This window comes from Variovorax sp. Varisp41 (assembly GCF_047325085.1).
Taxonomy (GTDB): domain Bacteria; phylum Pseudomonadota; class Gammaproteobacteria; order Burkholderiales; family Burkholderiaceae_C; genus Variovorax.
The window spans coordinates 1,011,978-1,031,291 of the sequence record NZ_CP168541.1 but is presented as its reverse complement, the minus strand read 5'-3'; the positions used below and the strand labels follow the sequence as shown (position 1 = coordinate 1,031,291).

At 69.6% G+C, this 19,314-nt stretch carries 16 protein-coding genes; 8 read left to right on the top strand and 8 right to left on the bottom strand.

Annotated features, from left to right (window positions below; genetic code table 11):
* The first annotated feature begins 3 nt into the window (after nt 1-3).
* Nucleotides 4-447, top strand: coding sequence for a lipocalin-like domain-containing protein (locus tag ACEN9J_RS35985; RefSeq protein WP_261206184.1), 444 nt, complete (start codon nt 4-6; stop codon nt 445-447).
* A 13-nt stretch (nt 448-460) separates the two neighbouring features.
* On the opposite strand, the gene ACEN9J_RS35980 is transcribed toward ACEN9J_RS35985, so the two are convergent.
* The 5 genes from ACEN9J_RS35980 to ACEN9J_RS35960 form a co-directional block, all read right to left on the bottom strand.
* Nucleotides 461-970: a TetR/AcrR family transcriptional regulator gene (locus ACEN9J_RS35980; RefSeq protein ID WP_413764736.1), complete on the bottom strand. Its 510-nt coding sequence runs from the start codon at nt 968-970 to the stop codon at nt 461-463.
* A 217-nt stretch (nt 971-1,187) separates the two neighbouring features.
* Nucleotides 1,188-2,087 (bottom strand): dihydrodipicolinate synthase family protein, encoded by a 900-nt coding sequence (locus ACEN9J_RS35975; RefSeq protein ID WP_296740904.1) that lies wholly within the window; start codon nt 2,085-2,087, stop codon nt 1,188-1,190.
* A gap of 44 nt (nt 2,088-2,131) precedes the next feature.
* The gene (locus tag ACEN9J_RS35970; RefSeq protein ID WP_208508635.1) at nt 2,132-3,052 is read right to left on the bottom strand and encodes a LysR family transcriptional regulator; all 921 of its coding nucleotides are present in this window, start codon (nt 3,050-3,052) and stop codon (nt 2,132-2,134) included.
* Nucleotides 3,053-3,128: 76 nt separating this feature from the next.
* On the bottom strand, nt 3,129-4,805 hold the full coding sequence (locus ACEN9J_RS35965; protein WP_261206176.1) for an MFS transporter: 1,677 nt from the start codon (nt 4,803-4,805) through the stop codon (nt 3,129-3,131).
* Nucleotides 4,806-4,897: 92 nt separating this feature from the next.
* Complete coding sequence (locus ACEN9J_RS35960; protein ID WP_093346426.1) at nt 4,898-5,515, bottom strand: amino acid synthesis family protein; 618 nt, start codon at nt 5,513-5,515, stop codon at nt 4,898-4,900.
* 273 nt (nt 5,516-5,788) lie between these two features.
* Between ACEN9J_RS35960 and ACEN9J_RS35955 the strand changes: the two genes are divergently transcribed.
* On the top strand, nt 5,789-6,460 hold the full coding sequence (locus ACEN9J_RS35955) for an HD domain-containing protein (RefSeq protein ID WP_413764735.1): 672 nt from the start codon (nt 5,789-5,791) through the stop codon (nt 6,458-6,460).
* 9 nt (nt 6,461-6,469) lie between these two features.
* On the opposite strand, the gene ACEN9J_RS35950 is transcribed toward ACEN9J_RS35955, so the two are convergent.
* Together ACEN9J_RS35950 and ACEN9J_RS35945 are read right to left on the bottom strand one after the other, a co-directional pair.
* Nucleotides 6,470-7,948 (bottom strand): amidase, encoded by a 1,479-nt coding sequence (locus tag ACEN9J_RS35950; RefSeq protein WP_413764734.1) that lies wholly within the window; start codon nt 7,946-7,948, stop codon nt 6,470-6,472.
* Nucleotides 7,949-8,047: 99 nt separating this feature from the next.
* A complete protein-coding gene (locus ACEN9J_RS35945; protein ID WP_413764733.1) occupies nt 8,048-9,268 on the bottom strand; it encodes an amidohydrolase in 1,221 nt (406 codons plus the stop codon).
* A 255-nt stretch (nt 9,269-9,523) separates the two neighbouring features.
* Between ACEN9J_RS35945 and ACEN9J_RS35940 the strand changes: the two genes are divergently transcribed.
* The 5 genes from ACEN9J_RS35940 to ACEN9J_RS35920 all read left to right on the top strand — a co-directional run bounded on the left by ACEN9J_RS35940 (nt 9,524) and on the right by ACEN9J_RS35920 (nt 15,365).
* Entirely contained in the window at nt 9,524-10,279 is a 756-nt protein-coding gene (locus tag ACEN9J_RS35940) for an SDR family oxidoreductase (RefSeq protein ID WP_413764732.1), read from the top strand.
* Between the two features lie 40 nt (nt 10,280-10,319).
* The gene (locus tag ACEN9J_RS35935; protein WP_261206155.1) at nt 10,320-11,984 is read left to right on the top strand and encodes an MFS transporter; all 1,665 of its coding nucleotides are present in this window, start codon (nt 10,320-10,322) and stop codon (nt 11,982-11,984) included.
* 32 nt (nt 11,985-12,016) lie between these two features.
* Complete coding sequence (locus ACEN9J_RS35930) at nt 12,017-12,985, top strand: LysR family transcriptional regulator (RefSeq protein WP_413764731.1); 969 nt, start codon at nt 12,017-12,019, stop codon at nt 12,983-12,985.
* A gap of 140 nt (nt 12,986-13,125) precedes the next feature.
* Nucleotides 13,126-14,037, top strand: a complete 912-nt coding sequence (locus ACEN9J_RS35925; RefSeq protein ID WP_296786701.1) for an alpha/beta fold hydrolase — start codon at nt 13,126-13,128, stop codon at nt 14,035-14,037.
* Nucleotides 14,037-15,365 (top strand): aminotransferase class III-fold pyridoxal phosphate-dependent enzyme, encoded by a 1,329-nt coding sequence (locus ACEN9J_RS35920; protein WP_413764730.1) that lies wholly within the window; start codon nt 14,037-14,039, stop codon nt 15,363-15,365. Before ACEN9J_RS35925 ends, ACEN9J_RS35920 begins: the two co-directional genes overlap by 1 nt.
* Nucleotides 15,366-15,375: 10 nt before the next feature.
* Here the strand turns inward: ACEN9J_RS35920 and ACEN9J_RS35915 are convergent, their stop codons facing one another.
* Nucleotides 15,376-16,665 carry a phospholipase D-like domain-containing protein gene (locus ACEN9J_RS35915; RefSeq protein ID WP_413764729.1) on the bottom strand — a complete coding sequence of 430 codons (1,290 nt, stop codon included), beginning with the start codon at nt 16,663-16,665 and terminating at the stop codon, nt 15,376-15,378.
* Nucleotides 16,666-16,781: 116 nt separating this feature from the next.
* Between ACEN9J_RS35915 and ACEN9J_RS35910 the strand changes: the two genes are divergently transcribed.
* Complete coding sequence (locus tag ACEN9J_RS35910; protein ID WP_413764728.1) at nt 16,782-19,310, top strand: excinuclease ABC subunit A; 2,529 nt, start codon at nt 16,782-16,784, stop codon at nt 19,308-19,310.
* Nucleotides 19,311-19,314: the final 4 nt, after the last annotated feature.

Genomic DNA, 19,314 nt, shown 5'->3' with positions numbered 1-19,314 from the left:
GCGATGGCATGCGACGATGCACGAAAGCTCGTGGGCACCTGGGATCTGCTGAGCTACCGCGTGACCCTGGCCGACGGCCAGGTGATCGAACCGCTGGGGCCGCGGCCGCGCGGGACCGGCATCTATACCGCGCAGGGAACGGTCGCCGCGCAGCTGATGCGCACGGGCAGGCCGCGCCTGGGCACCGCGCGAGGCATCGCCGGCCTGGACCTGGAGCCGCGGCTGCTGGCGCAGGCCTTCACCGGATACATCGCCTACAGCGGCCGGTACGTGGTGGACGCGGTCAGTGCCATCGTCGACCACCATGTCGAATGCAGCCTGATGCCCGACTGGGAAGGCACGACCCTCAGGCGCGGCTATGCGTTCGAGAACGAGCTGCTGGTGCTGCGCCCCTCGCCCAGCGAAGGCCGCCACGCCGAACTGCGCTGGCGCCGGCGCATCGGTTGACGCAGTGCGGCCTCTAGGTTGCGACGAGGCGCGTGATCAACGCCTTCACGGCGCGGCGCGACAAGGGCTTGCCGGTCACGGCGGCGTTCGATGCCAGTCCGCTCAGGATCACGAGCACGAGGTCCAGGTCCAGGCCATCGCCCCAGCGAAGCGGCTCGGCCATGGTTTCCAGCGCCTTGCCGACCGCTTCCCGGCGCACGCGCACGGCTTGCTGGGTGCGTTCGAAGGCATCGGGATGGGCCTTGATCTCGGCGATCAGGAAACCCACCGCCGGCGTCACGAGCGGCTGCGCATAAGCATGTTCGAGCGCGAGCGCGAACTTGAGCAGGTAGTCGACCGGCGTCTTGGCCGAGAAATCCATCGGAAAGTGGAAGGCCTGGTTGACCGCCTCGGCCACGGCATCCGCGGGGCTGGCCCAGCGGCGATAGAAGCTCGCGCGCGAAACGCCCGAGCGGGCACAGATCTCGTTGACCGTGAGCCCCGAGAATCCCTTTTCCGCCAGCAGCTCGAGGGCGGTCCGCATGATGCCTTCGCTGACTTCGGGCGAGCGGGGACGCCCCATGACCGATTCGGGCGGTGCGGCCTCTTCCGCCGGAGGAGGAGACCCTGGTTTTTCTTTGCGCATTGACCGATCCACTGTAAGAAAGCAAGGAGGCCCGCCAGCCCGCCGAAGGCTGGCGATGCCTCGTATTCTGCTGAACTTTATAGGACCGGCCAGGCCGGGCTCCGCTTGGCCCGGGCTAGGCGATCGTTCGCGAATCCAGCTCCCTCAGCAGCCGCTGCAACTGCCCGGTCGATGCTTCGTCGAGCCCTTGCAGCGGCAGCCGCGGCACCCCCGCCTCGAACCCCCGCAGCCGCAGCCCCGCCTTCACGGTCGTCGGCAGCCCGCCCTTGAGGATGAACTGCAGCACCTCGAGCTGCCCGTAGAAGATCGTGCGCGCCGCCTCCATGTCGCCCGACAGGCAGGCGTCGTAAAGCGCGACGGGCCAGCTCGGAATGATGTTGGGGGCCGCCGTGCACCAGCCCACGGCACCGGCGGCGAAAGCCTCGAGCGCCAGCGGATTGCTGCCGTTGAAGAACGGGATCTCGCCGTTCGACAGTTGCCGAATCCGGTGCATGCGCTGGATGTCTCCCGTGCTCTCCTTGACCATGGTCACGTTCGCGATGTCCCGCACGATCCGCACGATCAGCTCGGGCTGCATGTCGACGCCGCTGGTCGCGGGGTTGTTGTAGAGCATGACCGGCAGGCCGATCGCGTCGGCGATGCTCTGGTAGTGGCGAAAGATCTCGGCCTCGCCGAGCTTCCAGTAGGACACGGGCAGCACCATGACCGCGTCGGCGCCGGCCGCTTCGGCGAACCTGGCCTTGCGCACCGCGTTGCGGGTCGTGAGGTCCGAGATGCCGACGATCACAGGCAGGCGCTTCGCGACCTGCGCGATCGACGCCTCGGCCACGGCATCCCATTCCTCGTCGGACAGGTAGGCGCTCTCGCCGGTGCTGCCGAGCGGTGCGATGGCATGGGAGCCCGACAGCACCAGCCGCTCGACCACGCGGCGGCTGGTCTCGATGTCGACGGCGCCGCTGCGCTCGTCGAAGGCGGTGATGGGATAGGAAACGATGCCGAGGATTTTCTTGTTCATGGAAATGAATGAGCAAAGGGTGGATGGAAAGAAAGCGATGTGTGTCAGGCCGTCGCCGGCTGCTGGGCCGCGAGCTTCTCGGCCATGAGCTGCGCGAGCAGGTCGAAGACGGCCCGGATGTGGGGCAGGTACTGCAGGTCGTACTGCACGCTGATGAACAGCGGCACGCGCGCGGAGCGATCGGGCAGCAGCCGGATCAGTCCGAAGGACTCGGCCTCGGCATAGGAAGGCAGCAGCACCACGCCCAGGCCCTCCTGCGCCGCGAACAGCTGCGAGAACATGCTGGTCGCGCGGAAGCCGATGCGCGGCGCATCGACGAACTCCTCGAGCCAGCGTGCCGAGGGCAGGTAGATCGGGTCGTCGATGTAGCCGATGAAGAAGTCCTGCGCCAGGTCCTCGGGCCGCGCGATCTCGCGGCCCGCGAGATAGGAGGCGCTGGCATAGAGATGGAAATGCACGTCGGCCACCTTCTGCGTGTGCAGCGACTTCGGCGGCGGCTCGAAGAAGCTCACGAAGATGTCCGACTCGCGGCGCGCGATGTCCACGTAGTTCGAGGTGGTGGCGAGCTGGATCTCGATCGCCGCGAAGCGCTCGTGCAGCTTCCTGACCGCGCGCGAGATCAGCATCGCGCCCACGCCTTCCATCGTCGCGATGGAGACGGTGCCGGCGTTCTGCCCGAAGCGGTCGGCGGTCAGTCCCTGGATTTCGTGCAAGGCCGTTTCCATCTTCTCCACCCTCGTGAACACTTCCCGCCCGAACGGGGTCAGGACGATGCCTTTGCGGTCGCGCCGGAACAGCGTGCCGCCCGAGCTGTACTCCACCTGCGCGAGGCGGCGGCTGATGGTCGACTGGTCGACGCCCAGCTTGCGCGCGGCGGGCGCGAGCGCACCGCCGCGCGCGACTTCGAGCAATGCGCGCAGGTGGTCCCATCCGAGTTGATCCAGGGGCAGGTGCTTGGTGGCCATGGCGTTGAAGGCTGAACGAGGGAGCGAAGACATTAGTCCAGCGTGGGCCCGGGCGCCATCGGTGCAAGCTTGCGGTTCAGGCCGCGGCCCGGGTCTCCCTGGTGTCGCGCAGCCAGATCGCGCCGATCACGAAGGTCATGAGCGCGCCCGCGACCGGATAGGCGAGGCCGGCATAGATGTTCCCGTGCTCGGCCACGAGCGCGAAGGAGATGGTCGGCAGCAGCCCGCCGAACCAGCCGGCACCGATGTGATAGGGCAGCGACATCGAGGTGTAGCGGATGCGCGCGGGGAACATCTCCACCAGCAGCGCCGCGAGCGGCCCGTAGGTGATGGCCACGAAGCCCATGAAGACCAGCAGGATCAGCACCACCATCGGCGAGTCGATGCCCGCGCGGTCGGCCGTCGTGGGATAGCCCGCGCCCTGGAGCGCGGCGCCGATCCGCGCGCGGAAGCCGTCGATCTCGGCCTTGCTGGCGGGCTCGAAGGCGTTGCCGTTCGCGACCAGCCGTCCCTGCACCGAGGCGATGGCCCGGTCGCCGACGGTCACGGTCGCCAGTTCGCCGGCCGCCGCGTCCTTGACCTCGTAGCTGGCGGCGCTCTGCGCCAGCACGCGCTTGGCGATGTCGCAGGAGGTCCGGAAGTCGACGTCGCGCGCGATCGGGTTGCCCTGGAACGAGCATTCGCGCGGGTCGGCCGTCAGCACGATCGAGGCGCTGCGCTGGGCCCGCTCCAGCGCCGGGTTCGCATAGTGCGTGAGCGCCTTGAACAGCGGGCCGTAGGACAGGGCCGCCACCAGGATGCCGATCATGATCAGCCACTTGCGGCCGATGCGGTCCGACAGCGCGCCGAAGAAGATGAACAGCGGCATGCTCAGCACCAGCGAGGTGGCGAACAGCGTGTTCGCGTAGATCGGATCCACCTTGAGGATCTGCGTGAGGAAGAACAGCGCGTAGAACTGCGAGGTGTACCAGACGATCGACTGCCCGGCGCACAGGCCGAACAGGCAGATCAGCACGATGCGCAGGTTCTTCCATTCGCCGAAGGCCTCGCGTACCGGCGCCTTGCTGATGCCGTTGCCGGCCTTGAGCTTGAGGAACACCGGCGACTCCTTCATCGAGACCCGGATGTAGACCGAGAGCACGAGCAGGCCCAGCGAGATGATGAAGGGGATGCGCCAGCCCCAGGCATCGAACTGCTCGGGCGACATGGTGCTGCGCACGCCGAGGATCACGACCAGCGACAGCAGGAAGCCCAGCGTCGCGGTGGTCTGGATCCATGCCGTGCTGGCGCCGCGCTTGTGCGGCGGCGAATGCTCGGCCACGTAGGTGGCGGCACCGCCGTACTCGCCGCCGAGCGCCAGGCCCTGGCACAGCCGCAGCACGATCAGGATGATCGGCGCGGCCACGCCGATGGTGTCGTAGTTGGGCAGGAAGCCGACCGAGAAGGTCGAGATGCCGATCAGCAGCAGCGTGATCATGAAGGTGTACTTGCGCCCGATCATGTCGCCCAGGCGCCCGAACAGCACGGCGCCGAGCGGCCGCACGATGAAGCCCGCGGCGAACGCGAGCAGCGCGAAGATGAAGGCGGCCGAGGGGTCGAGGGCCGAGAAGAACTGCTTCGCGATGATGGTCGCGAGCGAGCCGTAGAGGAAGAAGTCGTAGTACTCGATGACGGCGCCCACGGAAGAGGCCACGATGACCTTCCTGCCTTCCGCGCGATGTGTCGCACCCGTCAGGGTTGCGGGGATGTCCATGCTTGTCTCCTGTCTTTTGGTTCTGAAGGGAGGAGGCCGCCCGGTGGGGCTCCTCCCTGGCCGGCCACGTGGCGTGGCCGGTGGCGGGCGCTTCAGGCCTGGCGGCGCGCCCGGATGTCGGCCACCACCTTGGCGACCTGCTCGGCGCTGGCGCCCTTCACGCGCGCATTGATGCGCACGGTGCCGAAGCCGACGAACAGCACCAGTTCGTCGGGACCGGGCGCGCCCGGAATCGCGAGGGTGATGCCGTCCATGGCGTCGTAGTCCCAGGCATCGTCGGCGCCGCCGAACAGCAGGTCGACCGAGCCGCCGGCCGTCGACACCTTGGCATTGCCCGGAATCAGCGCGGGGCCCGCGCCCAGGCCGGTGCGCATGGCCAGGCCCAGGCGCGGATGGATCAGCGCGGCGCCGTGCTCCGACTCGCCGGCCGTGCCGACCAGCGCGGCCTTGCCGTAGGCGCGGGGCTTCTCCTCGCCCGCGAAGTGCGAGAGCGCGCGCTCGGTCAGCAGCGTGCCGATCTCGACCGAGCGCTGCGCCAGGTCGGCCAGCTCGGCGTCGGTCGCGGCGCCGCGTCCGGCGCAGGGGTTCTTGAAGATCGCGGCGGCGACCACGTGGCGCGAAGGCGCGGCAGCGGCGCGGCCGCCCTCGGCGAGCGTGTTCCTCTCGAACACGAAGATCTGTCGAATGGTCTCGAGCGTTGATGGGCTCATGGGGGTCTCCGTCCTGTGGATGTGGCTGAATCGCCTGGTCCCTGCGTCGCAGGGGCTGAAGTGGCGGACGGAGATTAGGGTTGCGAGGCCCTGTTGTCAGTTTGCAAGAACGCAAGCGGGCTTGCGTTTTTCGGCCTGGCGGTGGGCGCCGAAGCGCGTTGGCAGAAAGCGCACCCGATCTGGCAGTCCCTGCCCCCTCGGCCGCGCGCACGGGGCGTCAGCGCGCCGGACACTGGGTTCGCACTTTCGCCAACCCCTATTCCCGGAGAACCCATGAACGAATCCATTGCCGGCATCCGCATCCCCGACAGCCAGATGGCGCGCGAGGCCACCGAGCTGGTGCGCGACACCGAGACCGAGTTGCTGTTCAACCACTCGCGGCGCGTGTTCCTGTTCGGCGCGCTGACCGGCGAGCGCCGCGGCCTGGCCTGCGACGCCGAGCTGCTCTACATCGGCGCGATGTTTCACGACATGGGGCTGGTGGCACCCTACAGCAGCAGGACCGAGCGCTTCGAGGTCGACGGCGCCAATGCCGCGCGCGATTTCCTCGTGCGCCACGGCATCGCCGAGCCCGAGGTCGAGCAGGTGTGGGATGCGATCGCGCTGCACACCACGCCGGGCATTCCGCAGCACAAGAAGCCGGTGGTGGCGCTGGTCACCGCGGGTGTCGAGATGGACGTGCTGGGCCTGGCCTACGACGCCTTTCCGACCGAGCAGCGCGAGGCGGTGGTGCGCGCGCATCCGCGCGAGGCCGACTTCAAGGAGGGCATCATCGACGCCTTCGCCAAGGGCACGCGCTTCAAGCCCGAGACCACCTTCGGCAACGTCAAGGCCGACGTGCTGGCGCTCAAGGACCCCACGTACAAGCGGCTCAACTTCTGCGGGATGATCCTCGGCTCGTCGTGGAACGACGGCGCCTGCGGCGTGCCGGGCTGCCGGCACTGATCGCGTTATCTAGGCAGCCGTGGTCACGTGCACGCCGGGCCGGCGGCCATCGTTCCAGCGGCCGCCGATCGCGCGCTCGATCTGCGCGCCGAGCTGCAGCAGCAGGCCGTCGTTGGCCTGCTTCGCCTGCAGCTGCATGCCCAGCGGCAGGCCGTGCTCGTTGAAGGCCAGCGGCAGCGAGATGCCCGGGATGCCGCAGAGGTTGGCGAGCGGCGTGTAGGCAAAGTTCTGCCAGAGGTTGTCGAACCAGTCGAGCACCGAGGGGTTGTCGCTGAGCGTGAGGTATTCGGTGGTGCCCACGCGCGGCGTGGGCAGCGCGGTGATCGGGGTGAGGATGATGTCCCACTCCTCGAAGAAGGCGCCGAAGCCGCGCGCGGTGGTGTTGAACACCGTCTGCATCCTGAAGCGCTCGGCATAGGAGATGTCGCGTCCGGCCTCCCAGATCTTGATGTTGATCGGCTCGATCAGGTCGGCCGGCGGCTGCTCGAGGCCGAAGCGCGCGAGAAAGCCCTCGATGGTCTGCGCGAAGTTGCTGATGTAGCAGGTGGTCTGGGCCGCGAAGGCGGCACGGATGTCGACCGCGGGCAGCGCCCATTCGACGTGGTGGCCCAGGCCCTCGAGAAAGCGCCCCACGCGCTCGAGCTCGGCCACGATGTGCGGCGTGGCGCGGAAGTCGCCCCACTCGTGCGACATCGCGATGCGCAGCGGCTTCGGGTCGCGCTCGATCAGTTGCGTGCAGGGCTCGTCGGCCTTCCAGTAGGGCATGAACTCGCCGGGCGCGCCGCCGCGGCAGTGGTCGACGAAGGCCGCGGTGTCGCGCACCGTGCGGCTGTGGCAGCCCTGGATCGACACCAGGCCCGTGAGGTCCGACAGCGCCGGCGCGATCGAGAACACGCCGCGCGAGGGCTTGAGGCCGATGTTGCCGTTCACGCCCGCGGGAATGCGGATCGAGCCGCCGCCGTCGGTGGCGTGCGACAGCGGCAGCACGCCTGCCGCCACCGCCGCGCCCGTGCCGGCCGAGGAGCCGCAGGTGGTGTAGTCGAGGTTCCAGGGATTGCGCGTGACGTAGACGGCCGGGTTCTCGGCCGAGCTGCAGACGCCGAACTCGGGCGTGGTGGTGCGACCGATGATGTTGAGCCCGGCCTTGCGGATCTGCTGCGTCAGGTGCGTGTCGGCGGTGGCGCGCTGCCCCTTCATCAGCAGCGAGCCCATCTCCTGCAGCCGGCCCTTCATGGTCGGGCCCAGGTCCTTCATCAGGTAGGGCACGCCCGCGAACGCGCCCGCGGGGTTCATGCCGTCGGCCAGCGGATCGGCCACCACGTCGTCGAAGACCTCGACCACCGCGCTCAGCGCGGGGTTGGTGAGCGCGATGGCGGCGCTGGCCTGGGCCGCGAGCTCGGCCGGCGTGACCTGCCCGCTGCGCACCAGCGCGGCGAGCCCCACGCCGTCCTGTTCGCTCCATGCCTGCCAGCTCATTGCCAAAGTCATCCGTCGCTCCTGTCGAGAAAGTAGAAAGAGGGTCGGGTCGACTCTAGCCAAGACACGGTGTGCCTGCGCGGCGGTCGTGTATTGCCGTGGCACCCGCCGTCAGTCCGCGAGCGCGTCGCGCGCGATCGTCGCCAGCAGCGCCGCGCCGATCGGGAGCACCGCGTCGTTGAAGTCGTAGCGCGGATGGTGCAGGCCCGGCAGGTCCTCGCCGACGCCGAGCCAGAAATAGGCACCGGGGCGCTCGTTCAGCATGAAGGAGAAATCCTCCGAGGCCATGCTGGGCAGCATGGCCGTGAAAACGCGCCCTGCGCCCAGCAGGCCGGTCGCGGCTCGCCGCACGAGCTCGGCGCACGGCGGGGCATTCGCCGTCGGCGGCAGGAACGGCAGGTAGCGCACGTCCGCCCGGGTGCCGAACGCGCTGGCGCAATCCGCCGCGATCTCCGCGACGCGCTTGCGCAGCGTCTCGCCCGCGGGTGCGTCGAACCACTTCGCGATGCCGGCGATGTCCGCATGCGGCGGCACCGTCACGCTCTGCGTGGGAACGCCATGCACGATGGCGCTGCCGGCCTGCAGCGAATGCACGGTGAGCACCGCGCTCAGCGCGGGGTCGAGGTTGCGGCTCACCACGGTTTGCAGCGCCGCCACCACGGCGCAGGCGGCGACGACCGGGTCCGCCGCGCGATGCGGCATCGCGCCATGTCCGCCCACGCCCTCGATGCGGATCCAGAAATCGTCGCGCGCGGCCATCATCGCACCGGGGTTGACGGCCACCGTGCCCGCCGGCAGCGAGGGCCAGTTGTGGAGCGCGTAGACCGCATCGCAGGGGAAGCGCTCGAAGAGGCCGTCCTCGATCATCACGCGCGCACCCGCATGTCCTTCCTCGCCGGGCTGGAAGATGAAGTGCACGGTGCCGCCGAAGTCGCGCGTGTGCGCCAGATGGCGCGCGGCGCCCAGCAGCATCGTCACGTGCCCGTCGTGGCCGCAGCCATGCATCAGGCCCGCATGCACGGAGCGGTGCGCGCAATCGCCTTCCTCCTGCACCGGCAACGCATCCATGTCGGCGCGCAGGCCGACGGACTTCGAGGAGCCGGCCCATCGGCCGCGCAGCACCCCGACCACGCCGGTGCGGCCGACGCCCGTGTGCACCTCGTCGAGGCCGAAGCCTTGCAGCGCCTCGGCCACGCGCGCCGCGGTGCGCCGCTCCTCGAAGCCGAGCTCGGGGTGCGCATGCAGATCGCGGCGGAAAGCCGAGAGGAAGGGGTGGAAGTCCGAGATGGCGCGCAGGGTGCCGGCGCCGGGCGTGGGAAGAACGAGGCTCATCGGGTGGCGCTCCTGGATTGCGATGCGGCCATCCTAGGAACGGCGCGACACCCGTGTCCAAGACCGAAGGCATCCGCTTCCAGATGCGCAGCCTATGAAGGCGACGGTGCGGATGCGCGCATGTAGGCGCTGCATATAGTTTCTGACGCCAACGCTATTGGACGCATTTCGGCAAAAGCCTTCTCATTCCGCGGCAGTTCGCAGCAGGCACCACGCCCGCTGTTTTCACCCACGCAACACAGGAATGGAGAAGACATGCCTTCAACCCACAAGGTCGCCATCGTGACCGGCGGCGGCCGCGGCATCGGCGCGGCGATCGCGCGCCAACTGGCGAAGGACGGCCATGCGGTCGTCGTCAACTACGCGGGCGACGCCGCGAGCGCCCGCGCCGTGGTCGCCGACATCGAGTCGCGCGGCGGCCGCGCCATCGCGCTGCAGGCCGACGTCTCGAAGGAAGAGGACGTGCTGCGGCTGTTCCGCGAGACCGATGCGCAGCTCGGCACGCCGACGGTGCTCGTCAACAACGGCGGCATCACCGGCGGCTTCTCGCGCGTGGACGAGGCGGACGCGCGCATGCTCGCGCAGGTGTTCGGCGTCAACGTCGTGGGTGCGTTCCTGTGCTGCCGCGAGGCGGTGCGGCGCATGTCGATCCGCCACGGCGGGCGCGGCGGCGCGATCGTCAACGTGTCTTCGCGCGCCGCGGAGATCGGCGGCGGTGGCGAGTGGGTGCACTACGCGGCGACCAAGGGCGCGCTGAACACGCTGACCACCGGCCTCGCGCGCGAAGTCGCGCTCGAGGGCATCCGCGTCAACGCCGTGGCCGCGGGCCTGATCGAGACCGAACTCCATGCGGCCGCCGGCAAGCCCGACCGCGCCGCGCGCATGGCGCCGGGCATTCCGATGGGCCGCGCGGGCCTGCCCGAGGAGGTTGCGCAGAGCGTCGCCTGGCTGGTGTCGCCCTCGGCCGGCTACGTGACCGCGGCCATCGTGGCCGTCGCCGGCGGGCGCTGAGCCCGCGCTGAACCCCAAGAAAAGAGAACTGGAGACAAGCATGCAAGCATCCGCACGGAATGCATCCGCGACGCCCGCCCACGCGCCGAGCCCCGCCAAGGCCAGGCACGTGGTGATCGCCTCGACCCTGGGTACCGTCTTCGAGTGGTACGACTTCTATCTCTATGGCGCGCTGGCCGCGATCATCGGCAAGAATTTCTTCGCCAGCGCCACGCCGCTGGAGGCCTACATCTTCGGCCTGCTGGCCTTCGGCACCGGCTTCGTGGTGCGGCCTTTCGGCGCGCTGGTGTTCGGGCGGCTCGGCGACATGATCGGGCGCAAGTACACCTTCCTCGCGACCATCCTGATCATGGGCCTCGCGACCTTCGCGGTCGGCCTGCTGCCCACCTATTCGTCGATCGGCAGCTTCGCGCCGGCGATCCTGATCGGGCTGCGCATGCTGCAGGGGCTGGCGATCGGCGGCGAATACGGCGGCGCGGCGGTCTACATCGCCGAGCATGCGCCGCCGGGTCAGCGCGGCGGCTACACCTCGTGGCTGCAGACCGCCTTCATCGTCGGCCTGTGCCTGGCGCTCGGCGTCATCCTGGGCTGCCGGCTCGCGATGTCGCCCGAGGCCTTCGAGACCTGGGGCTGGCGCGTGCCTTTCCTGCTCTCGATGGTGCTGCTGGCGATCTCCGTGTGGATCCGCATGAAGCTGCACGAGTCGCCGGTGTTCGCCGAGATGAAGTCGGCCGGTGCGCTGTCGCGCGCGCCGATCCGCGAGAGCTTCGGCAACTGGCGCAACCTCAAGCTGGTGCTGATCGTGCTGTTCGGCTTGCAGGCGGGGCAGGCTGTGGTCACCAACGCGGGGCCGATCTACTCGTCGCTGTTCCTGGTGAATACGCTGCGTGTCGATCCCGTCACCGCGACCACGCTGTCGACCATTGGCCTGCTGCTGGGCGCGCCCTTCTACGTGATCTTCGGCTACCTCAGCGACCGCATCGGACGCAAGCCGATCGTGCTCGCGTCGCTGGTGCTCGGGGCCGTGTCGCTGTTCCCGGTCTACCACGGGCTCACGCACTTCGCCAATCCGGCGCTCGAGGCCGCGCAGGCGCGCTCGCCCGTGGTGGTGGCGGCCGATCCGGCGCGCTGCTCGTTCCAGTTCAACCCGGTCGGCACCTCGAAGTTCACCTCGAGCTGCGACGTGGCGAAGAGCGCGCTGGTGCGGCGTGGCATTCCCTACAGCAACGAGGCCGCGGCGCCGGGCACGACGGCGGTGGTGCGCATCGGCACGCTATCGCTGCCGGCCTACGACGGCGCGGCCGCCGACGCGAAGGAGCGCGCGGCCGCCTTCGACCAGGCGCTGGGCAAAGCGCTGGAGGACGCCGGCTATCGTGCCAGCGCCGATCCCGCGCAGATCAACCACCTCATGATCGTGCTCATCATCGTCTACCTGCAGCTGCTCACCGGCATGGCCTTCGGCCCCATGGCCGCGATGCTGGTCGAGATGTTCCCGGCGCGCATCCGCTACACCTCGATGTCCTTGCCCTATCACATCGGCAACGGCTGGATCGGCGGCCTGCTGCCCGCGACGGTCGTCGCCATCCAGGCCGCCACGGGCAGCATCTTCGACGGGCTTTGGTACCCTGTGCTGATCGCGGGCGCGGGGTTCGTGCTGTGCTGGCTGTTCGTCCCGGAGACCCGGGACCGGCCGCTCGACAGCTGAGCCGCCGACGGCGCACCGCGCAGGAGCACGCAATGCGCGACCACCCGCCCGCCCCATCGAACGACGACGATTCGCGACCCGCGCATTCGGGCGGGCCGTCCGCGCGCCTGGAGATCCGGCACCTGCGCTACTTCCGCGCGGTGGCCGAGGAACTGAGCTTCACGCGCGCGGCGGACCGGCTGCACATCGCGCAGCCGCCGCTGAGCCAGCAGATCCGCCAGCTCGAGGAGGAGCTGGGCGTGCAGCTCATCGACCGCGACAACCGGCCGGTGCGGCTCACCGAGGCGGGCACGCTGCTGCTCGAGCGCGCGGTCGCGATCATGTCGCAGTTCGATGCCGCGGTGGACGATGTGCGGCGCATCGGCCGCGGCCACAGCGGAAAACTGGCGATCGGCTTCGCGGGCTCGGCCATGTACAGCGTGCTGCCCGATGTGCTCAACGCGTTTCGCGACCGCTATCCCGAGGTCGAGCTGTCTTTCAGCGAGCTGCTCGCGGCCGAGATCGCCGAGGCGCTGTCGCGGCGTTCGATCGACGTCGGCTTCTCGCGCCCCGGGCTGCCGCCCGATCCGTCGATCGAGCAGCGGCTGCTGATCACCGAGCCCCTGATGGCCGCGGTGCCGACGCGGCATCCGCTGGCCGCGCGGGCCACCATTCCCGTGGAGGAGCTGCATGGCCAGGCCGCCGTGCTCTATCCGCGTCACCCGCGGCCCAGCCTGACCGACCTGATCCTTCATGCGCTCGGCGAGCGCGGCATCGTGCTCGAACTCAAGGAGGGCGCGCGCAACATGCAGACCGCGCTGGGCCTGGTCGCGGCCGGCGCCGGCATCAGCTTCGTGCCCGCCAGCGTCTGCGGGCACGGACGCAGCGGCGTGCGCTTCGTGGGCATCGAGCCGCAGGTGCTGACTTCGCCGATGACCGTGGTCTGGCGCAAGGACCATGCGTCCGTCGCGTTGAAGAACTTCCTGCAGATCGTCGAGACGGTGGGCCCGGCGCACGGCTGAGCCGGGGTGCGCGGGGCGCGCCAGACGCCGCGCCTCTGCCAGCGTATCGCGTCGGTATTGGACGCTGCGCGGGGCCATTCCTAAAGTTCATCGCACCGCTTCGAAGCGGTGCCTTTTCACCGATGAACCACAGGAACACCATGTCTGCACTAGATGACGCCATGCGCGACGCCGCCGCTTCCGGCATCCGATTCGATCACGTACCGGCCAACGGCCTGAACATGCACTATGCGCGCGTCGGCCAGGGCGCGCCGCTCGTGCTGCTGCATGGCTGGCCCGAGTTCTGGATGGTGTACCGGCCACTCATGGACCTGCTGAAGAACGATTTCGAACTCTTCGTTCCCGACCTGCGCGGCTGCGGCTTCACCGGCAAGCCCACGTCCGGGCCCGATGCCAACGCCAACGCCGCGACGCACGCAGAGGACATCGCCGAATTCACGCGGCGCCTCGGCCTCGACCGCTTCGGCATGGTGGGCGGCGACCTCGGCGCCTACGTGCTGCAGGCCTTCAGCCAGGCGCACGGCGATCGGCTTAAAGGCGCGTTCTATTTCTGTACCCCGTATCCCGGCCTCGGTTCGCGCTACGGGCAGCCCGACCACCTGATCGAGGTCTGGTACCAGTACTTCCAGCAGCTGCCATGGGCCGCGAAGCTGGTCGGCGCATCGCGCGAGAGCTGCAGGCTCTACATGTCGCACTTCCTCGATCACTGGTCGGGCGACAACCCCGAGGTGTTCGCCGACATGATCGAGATCTACGTCGACATGTTCATGCGCAACGACAACATCCAGGGCGGCTTCGACTGGTACCTGAGCTCGGCCGCCAACCGCCGCAAGTGGCTCGAAGGCACCTTGCCGCCGCCGCCGCGCATCACGGTGCCTTCGCGCTTCCTCTGGGGGCGGCGCGATCCCTTGATCCGCCCCGAGTGGTCGGACCGTCTGGGCGACTACTTCGCCGACTTCAGCATCGACTTCGCCGATGCCGGGCACTTCGTGCACCGCGAGGCGCCCGCGGTCTGCGCGCGCGAGATCAAGGCCTTCTTCGAGGGCCGGTGATGGCCGCCATGCCGGGCGAGGCGGCCGCGCGCTTCATGACGCCGTGGTCGCGCCAGGGGCAGCGGCCCGGTCCCGTCTTCGTCGGCGGGGCTGGCGTCCACCTGCACACGGCCGATGGCGCGCGCTGCCTGGACCTGTCGAGCGGCCTCATGTGCGCCAACCTGGGCCACGGCCATCCGATGGTGATCGAGGCGATAAGGCGCCAGGCCGAGTCGCTGTGCTTCGTGTCGCCCACGCTGCGCAGCGACATCCGCGAGGTCTTCTCCGAGCGCCTGTGCGCACGGGCGCCCTGGCGCGGCGGTGCGCGCGTGCACTTCACCACCGGCGGCGGCGAGGCCAACGACGACGCGGTGAAGATCGCGCGCCTCGTCACCGGCCGGCTGAAGGTGCTGAGCGCCTACCGCTCCTACCACGGCACCAGCGCCGGCGCGGCCGCGCTCACGGGCGGCAGCCGCCGCTGGGCCAGCGAGCAGGCGGCGCCGGGCGGCATCGCGCGCTTCTTCGCGCCGCACCCCTATCGCAGTCCCTTCCACACCGACGACAGGGCCGAGGAGGTGCGACGCGCGCTGGCGCATCTCGAGCGCGTGATCGAGCAGGAGAACCCCGCCAACATCGCGGCGATCCTGATCGAGCCGGTGCTCGGTTCGGACGGTCTGGTCGCGTACGAGGAGGGCTATCTGGCCGGCGTGCGCGAACTCGCACGGCGCTGCGGCGCGCTGCTGATCCACGACGAGGTCATGTGCGGCTTCGGCCGCGTCGGCGAGATGTTCGCCTCGCGCCGCGTCGGCGTCGCGCCCGACATGCTGAGCTTCGCCAAGGGCGTCACGGGCGCCTGCATGCCGCTGGGCGGCGTGCTGATGCGCGAGGAGATCGCCCAAGCCTTCGATCATCGGCCCTTTCCGTTCGGCCACACCTATTCGGGCCACCCGGTCTGCATGGCGGCGGGGCTCGGCGCGCTGCGCGCCTACGAGACGGAAGGCCTCTTCACGCGAGGACGCGAGATCGAAGGCTGGCTCCGGCAAGGCCTGGACCACATCCGCGAGCGCAGCGCGATCGTGGGCGACGTGCGCGGCATCGGTGCCTTCTTCGGCATCGAGCTGGTGCGCGACCGCGAGACGCGCGAGCCGCTGGTCGCATGGCAGGGTGTAGACCAGCGGCTGATGGATGACTTCCAGTCCGACCTGCTGGCGCGCGGCGTGTGGCTATACGTCAAGTACAACCTGTGCGTGGTGGCGCCGCCGCTGACCATCTCCCGGGCCGATCTGATGCAAGGGCTCGCCATCGTCTCGGAGGCGTTGCAGGCCCTCGAGGCCAGGGTGTCGGCATAGGGCCGGCCGCTCAGAGCTGCGGCGACAGCACCGCCGCCAGGTGCTCCCAGGCCTTTTCGAGCAACGGCCGTTCCTTCCAGCCCTCGTAGCTCAACCGCTTCGACTGCGCGAGGTCGGCCTCGAACTGCACGGTCTGCGCCGCGGCGAAGGCCTCGTCGTAGATGTTGAGGTTGGCCTCGTCGTTGAGCCGGAACGAGCGGTTGTCGAAGTTGGTCGAGCCCACCGACACCAGCAGGCCGTCGACCAGGAAGACCTTGCAGTGGTACATGGTCGGCTGGTACTCGCTGATCTGGGCGCCGGCCTCGAGCAGCGGGCCCCAGGCGGCGCGCGAGGCGCGGCGCACGGTCTGCGAATCGATGATCGGCCCCGGCGTGACGATGCGCACGCGCACGCCGCGATGCAGCGCCGCGACCAGCGCGCCCACGGTGAGGTCGTCGGGCACGAAGTAGGCGCTCGAGAGGTCGATGGTCTTCGTGGCCGCGGCGATCGAGAGCAGGTACATCAGGTGCATGCTCTCGCTGCCGCCCGAGGGCGAACTGCTGAACATCTGCGCGCGGCCGTTGCCCACCGGCGGCAGCGGCGGGAAATAGCGCTCGCCGTGGAGCACGTCGCCCGAGACCTTGATCCAGTTGTCCATGAAGACCGCCTGCATCTGCGCCACCACCGGGCCCTCGACCTGGTAGTGCGAGTCGCGCCAGTGCGCCGGGTCCTGCGCATTGCCGGTCCATTCGGGCGCGATGCCGACGCCGCCCGTGAAGCCGATGCGCCCGTCGACCACCAACAGCTTGCGGTGGGTGCGGTTGTTCATGCGCGCGATGTCGTACCAGCTCGGCTTGTGGAACTTGCGGATCTCCACGCCCGCTGTCTCCATCTCTCGGATGAAGTCCGCGTCGACCTTCGCGCTGCCGACCCAGTCGAGCAGCACGTGCACCTTGACGCCGGCGCGCGCGCGTTCCGACAGCGCATCGGCGAAGGCGCGGCCGATGTCGCCCGACCAGTAGATGTAGGTCTCGAAGGTGATGCTGTGCTTCGCGGCGCGGATCGCCGCGAGCATCGGCGGAAAGATCCGGTCGCCGTTCTGGAAGGCCTCGAAGCGGTTGCCGTCGGCGATCGGCGGGCCGAGCATGGCACCGAGCGCGCGCTGGTATTGGGGATCGTGCAGCGCATATTCGCGTCGCACCTGTTCGTCGAGCTTCTTCTCGCCGCTCGTGAGGTTGAGCACGAGCAGGGTGGCAGCCAGCGTCAGGACGAAGGTCCAGGCGATGGCTTTCCAGGGCTTGCGGGGGGCAGTGGCACGCATGCCTTATCGTGCCGGCCTTTGCCCGCGCCGAATCGAGTTCGCGCCCTTGTCCTGCAAGGCGCCGCTGCGATGTCTGCCATCAATATCGGCTTGCGGCGCCAGCCACTGCGAACACCATGCCCCGACAACCCAAAGCCTTGCCCGACCCGTCCTCCCACCGTTTCGTCTCCGTGCGTGGTGCGCGCGAGCACAACCTGCGCAACGTCGACGTCGACATTCCGCGCGATGCCCTCGTGGTCTTCAGCGGCATCTCGGGTTCCGGCAAGTCCTCGCTGGCCTTCGGCACGCTGTATGCCGAGGCGCAGCGGCGCTACCTCGAATCGGTGGCGCCCTATGCGCGGCGGCTGATCGACCAGGTCGGCGTGCCGGCGGTCGATGCCATCGACGGGCTGCCGCCGGCCGTGGCCTTGCAGCAGCAGCGCGGCACGCCGGGCACGCGCTCCTCGGTGGGCAGCGTGACCACGCTGTCGAACCTGCTGCGCATGCTCTATTCGCGCGCGGGCGACTACCCGGCGCGCCAGGCCATGCTGCACGCGGAGGACTTCTCGCCCAACACGCCGCAGGGTGCCTGTCCCGTCTGCCACGGTCTGGGCCGGGTGTTCGAGGTGACCGAGCGCGCGATGGTGCCCGACGACAGCCTCACGATCCGCGAGCGCGCGGTGGCCGCCTGGCCCTCGGCCTGGCAGGGGCAGAACCTGCGCGACATCCTCGTCACGCTGGGCATCGACGTCGACACGCCGTGGCGCACGCTGCCGAAGAAGACGCGCGACTGGATCCTGTTCACCGAGGAGCAGCCGACGGTGCCGGTCTACGCGGGCTTCACGCCGGCCGAGACGCGCGCCGCGCTGCGCCGCAAGCTCGAGCCCAGCTACCAGGGCACCTTCATGGGCGCGCGCAAGTACGTGCTCCACACCTTCGCCACCACGCAGAGCGCGCTGATGAAGAACCGCGTCTCGCGCTTCATGTCGGGCGCGTCGTGTCCCGCCTGCCAGGGAAAGCGACTGAAGGCCGAGGCGTTGTCGGTGCGTTTCGCGGGGCTCGACATCGGGCAGATCTCGCACCTCACGCTGGGCGCGCTGGGGCAGGTGCTGCGGCCGGCCGCGCGTGGCGAGGCGCATGGCAAGGTCGCGCCGTCGGCCGAGAAACGCATCGTGGCGCAGCGCATCGCGCAGGACGCGCTGGCGCGGCTCGCGACGCTGCTGGGCCTCGGGCTGGGCTATCTCTCGCTCGACCGCAGCACGCCCACGCTGTCGCCGGGCGAGCTGCAGCGGCTGCGGCTCGCGACGCAGATCCGTTCCAAGCTGTTCGGCGTGGTGTACGTGCTCGACGAGCCCTCGGCCGGCCTGCACCCGGCCGACGCCGAGGCGCTGGTCGACGCGCTCGATGCACTCAAGCGCGCGGGCAACTCGCTGTTCGTGGTCGAGCACGATCTGGACCTGATGCGCCGCGCCGACTGGCTGGTCGATGTCGGGCCCGGCGCGGGCGAGAAGGGCGGCGAGGTGCTCTACAGCGGGCCGCCCGCCGGATTGCGCGACGTGGCGGCTTCCCGCACGGCCGCCTACCTGTTCGCACCCGAGGCGGCCGGCGATGCGGGCCGGCCGCCGCGTTCGGCGCGGGGCTGGCTGCGGCTCGAAGGCGTCACGCGCAACAACCTCGAGGCGGTCGATGCGGCTTTTCCGATCGGCGCGATGACCGCGGTCACCGGCGTTTCGGGATCGGGCAAGTCGAGTCTCGTGAGCCAGGCGCTGGTGCAGCTGGTGGCGGCTCACCTGGGGCACGAGGCGCCGGCCGACGAAGAGCCGGGCGAGGGCGAGCCCTCGCTCGCCCAGGAGACGCAGGGCCGCATCGTCGAGGGCCTGGACCGGATCCGGCGGCTGGTGCGGGTCGACCAGAAGCCGATCGGCCGCACGCCGCGCTCCAACCTCGCGACCTACACCGGGCTGTTCGACCACGTGCGCAAGCTGTTCGCGCAGACCCGCGCCGCGAAGGCGCGCCGCTTCGATGCCGGCCAGTTCTCGTTCAACGTCGCCAAGGGCCGCTGCCCGACCTGCGAGGGCGAGGGCTTCGTCAGCGTCGAGCTGCTGTTCATGCCCAGCGTCTACGCCCCCTGCCCGCAGTGCGGCGGCTCGCGCTTCGACGCGGCGACGCTGAAGGTGCGGCTGCGCGACAAGAGCATCGCCGACGTGCTCGCGATGACGGTGGACGAGGCGCATGCCTTCTTCGTGGACGACGCCCCCATCGAGCGGCCGCTGCGCCTGCTCGCGGCGATCGGCCTGGGCTACCTGCGCCTGGGCCAGCCGGCCACCGAGCTGTCGGGTGGCGAGGCCCAGCGCATCAAGCTCGCGACCGAGCTGCAGCGCGCGCAGCGCGGCGACGCGCTCTATGTGCTCGACGAGCCGACCACCGGGCTGCATCCGTCGGACGTGGACCGGCTGATGGCGCAGCTCGACGAGCTCGTCGACGCGGGCAACATGGTGGTGCTGGTCGAGCACGAGATGCGCGTGGTGGCGCGCTGCGACTGGGTCATCGACATGGGCCCGGGCGCGGGCGGCGAGGGCGGGCCCGTGGTGGCGGCGGGCACGCCGCGCGAGGTCGCGAAGGCCGGCACGCCCACGGCGAAGTACCTCGCGCGGCAGTGGAGCTGAGCGG

Excerpts from the sequence above, each read along its gene's own strand:
- ACEN9J_RS35955 (WP_413764735.1), top strand. The coding sequence starts at position 5,789 with ATGAACGAATCCATTGCCGGCATCCGCATCCCCGACAGCCAGATGGCG.
- ACEN9J_RS35970 (WP_208508635.1), bottom strand. The coding sequence starts at position 3,052 with ATGGCCACCAAGCACCTGCCCCTGGATCAACTCGGATGGGACCACCTG.
- ACEN9J_RS35945 (WP_413764733.1), bottom strand. The coding sequence starts at position 9,268 with ATGAGCCTCGTTCTTCCCACGCCCGGCGCCGGCACCCTGCGCGCCATC.
- ACEN9J_RS35965 (WP_261206176.1), bottom strand. The coding sequence starts at position 4,805 with ATGGACATCCCCGCAACCCTGACGGGTGCGACACATCGCGCGGAAGGC.
- ACEN9J_RS35950 (WP_413764734.1), bottom strand. The coding sequence starts at position 7,948 with ATGACTTTGGCAATGAGCTGGCAGGCATGGAGCGAACAGGACGGCGTG.
- ACEN9J_RS35940 (WP_413764732.1), top strand. The coding sequence starts at position 9,524 with ATGCCTTCAACCCACAAGGTCGCCATCGTGACCGGCGGCGGCCGCGGC.
- ACEN9J_RS35910 (WP_413764728.1), top strand. The coding sequence starts at position 16,782 with ATGCCCCGACAACCCAAAGCCTTGCCCGACCCGTCCTCCCACCGTTTC.
- ACEN9J_RS35915 (WP_413764729.1), bottom strand. The coding sequence starts at position 16,665 with ATGCGTGCCACTGCCCCCCGCAAGCCCTGGAAAGCCATCGCCTGGACC.
- ACEN9J_RS35920 (WP_413764730.1), top strand. The coding sequence starts at position 14,037 with ATGGCCGCCATGCCGGGCGAGGCGGCCGCGCGCTTCATGACGCCGTGG.
- ACEN9J_RS35935 (WP_261206155.1), top strand. The coding sequence starts at position 10,320 with ATGCAAGCATCCGCACGGAATGCATCCGCGACGCCCGCCCACGCGCCG.
- ACEN9J_RS35975 (WP_296740904.1), bottom strand. The coding sequence starts at position 2,087 with ATGAACAAGAAAATCCTCGGCATCGTTTCCTATCCCATCACCGCCTTC.
- ACEN9J_RS35980 (WP_413764736.1), bottom strand. The coding sequence starts at position 970 with ATGCGGACCGCCCTCGAGCTGCTGGCGGAAAAGGGATTCTCGGGGCTC.
- ACEN9J_RS35925 (WP_296786701.1), top strand. The coding sequence starts at position 13,126 with ATGTCTGCACTAGATGACGCCATGCGCGACGCCGCCGCTTCCGGCATC.
- ACEN9J_RS35930 (WP_413764731.1), top strand. The coding sequence starts at position 12,017 with ATGCGCGACCACCCGCCCGCCCCATCGAACGACGACGATTCGCGACCC.
- ACEN9J_RS35960 (WP_093346426.1), bottom strand. The coding sequence starts at position 5,515 with ATGAGCCCATCAACGCTCGAGACCATTCGACAGATCTTCGTGTTCGAG.
- ACEN9J_RS35985 (WP_261206184.1), top strand. The coding sequence starts at position 4 with ATGGCATGCGACGATGCACGAAAGCTCGTGGGCACCTGGGATCTGCTG.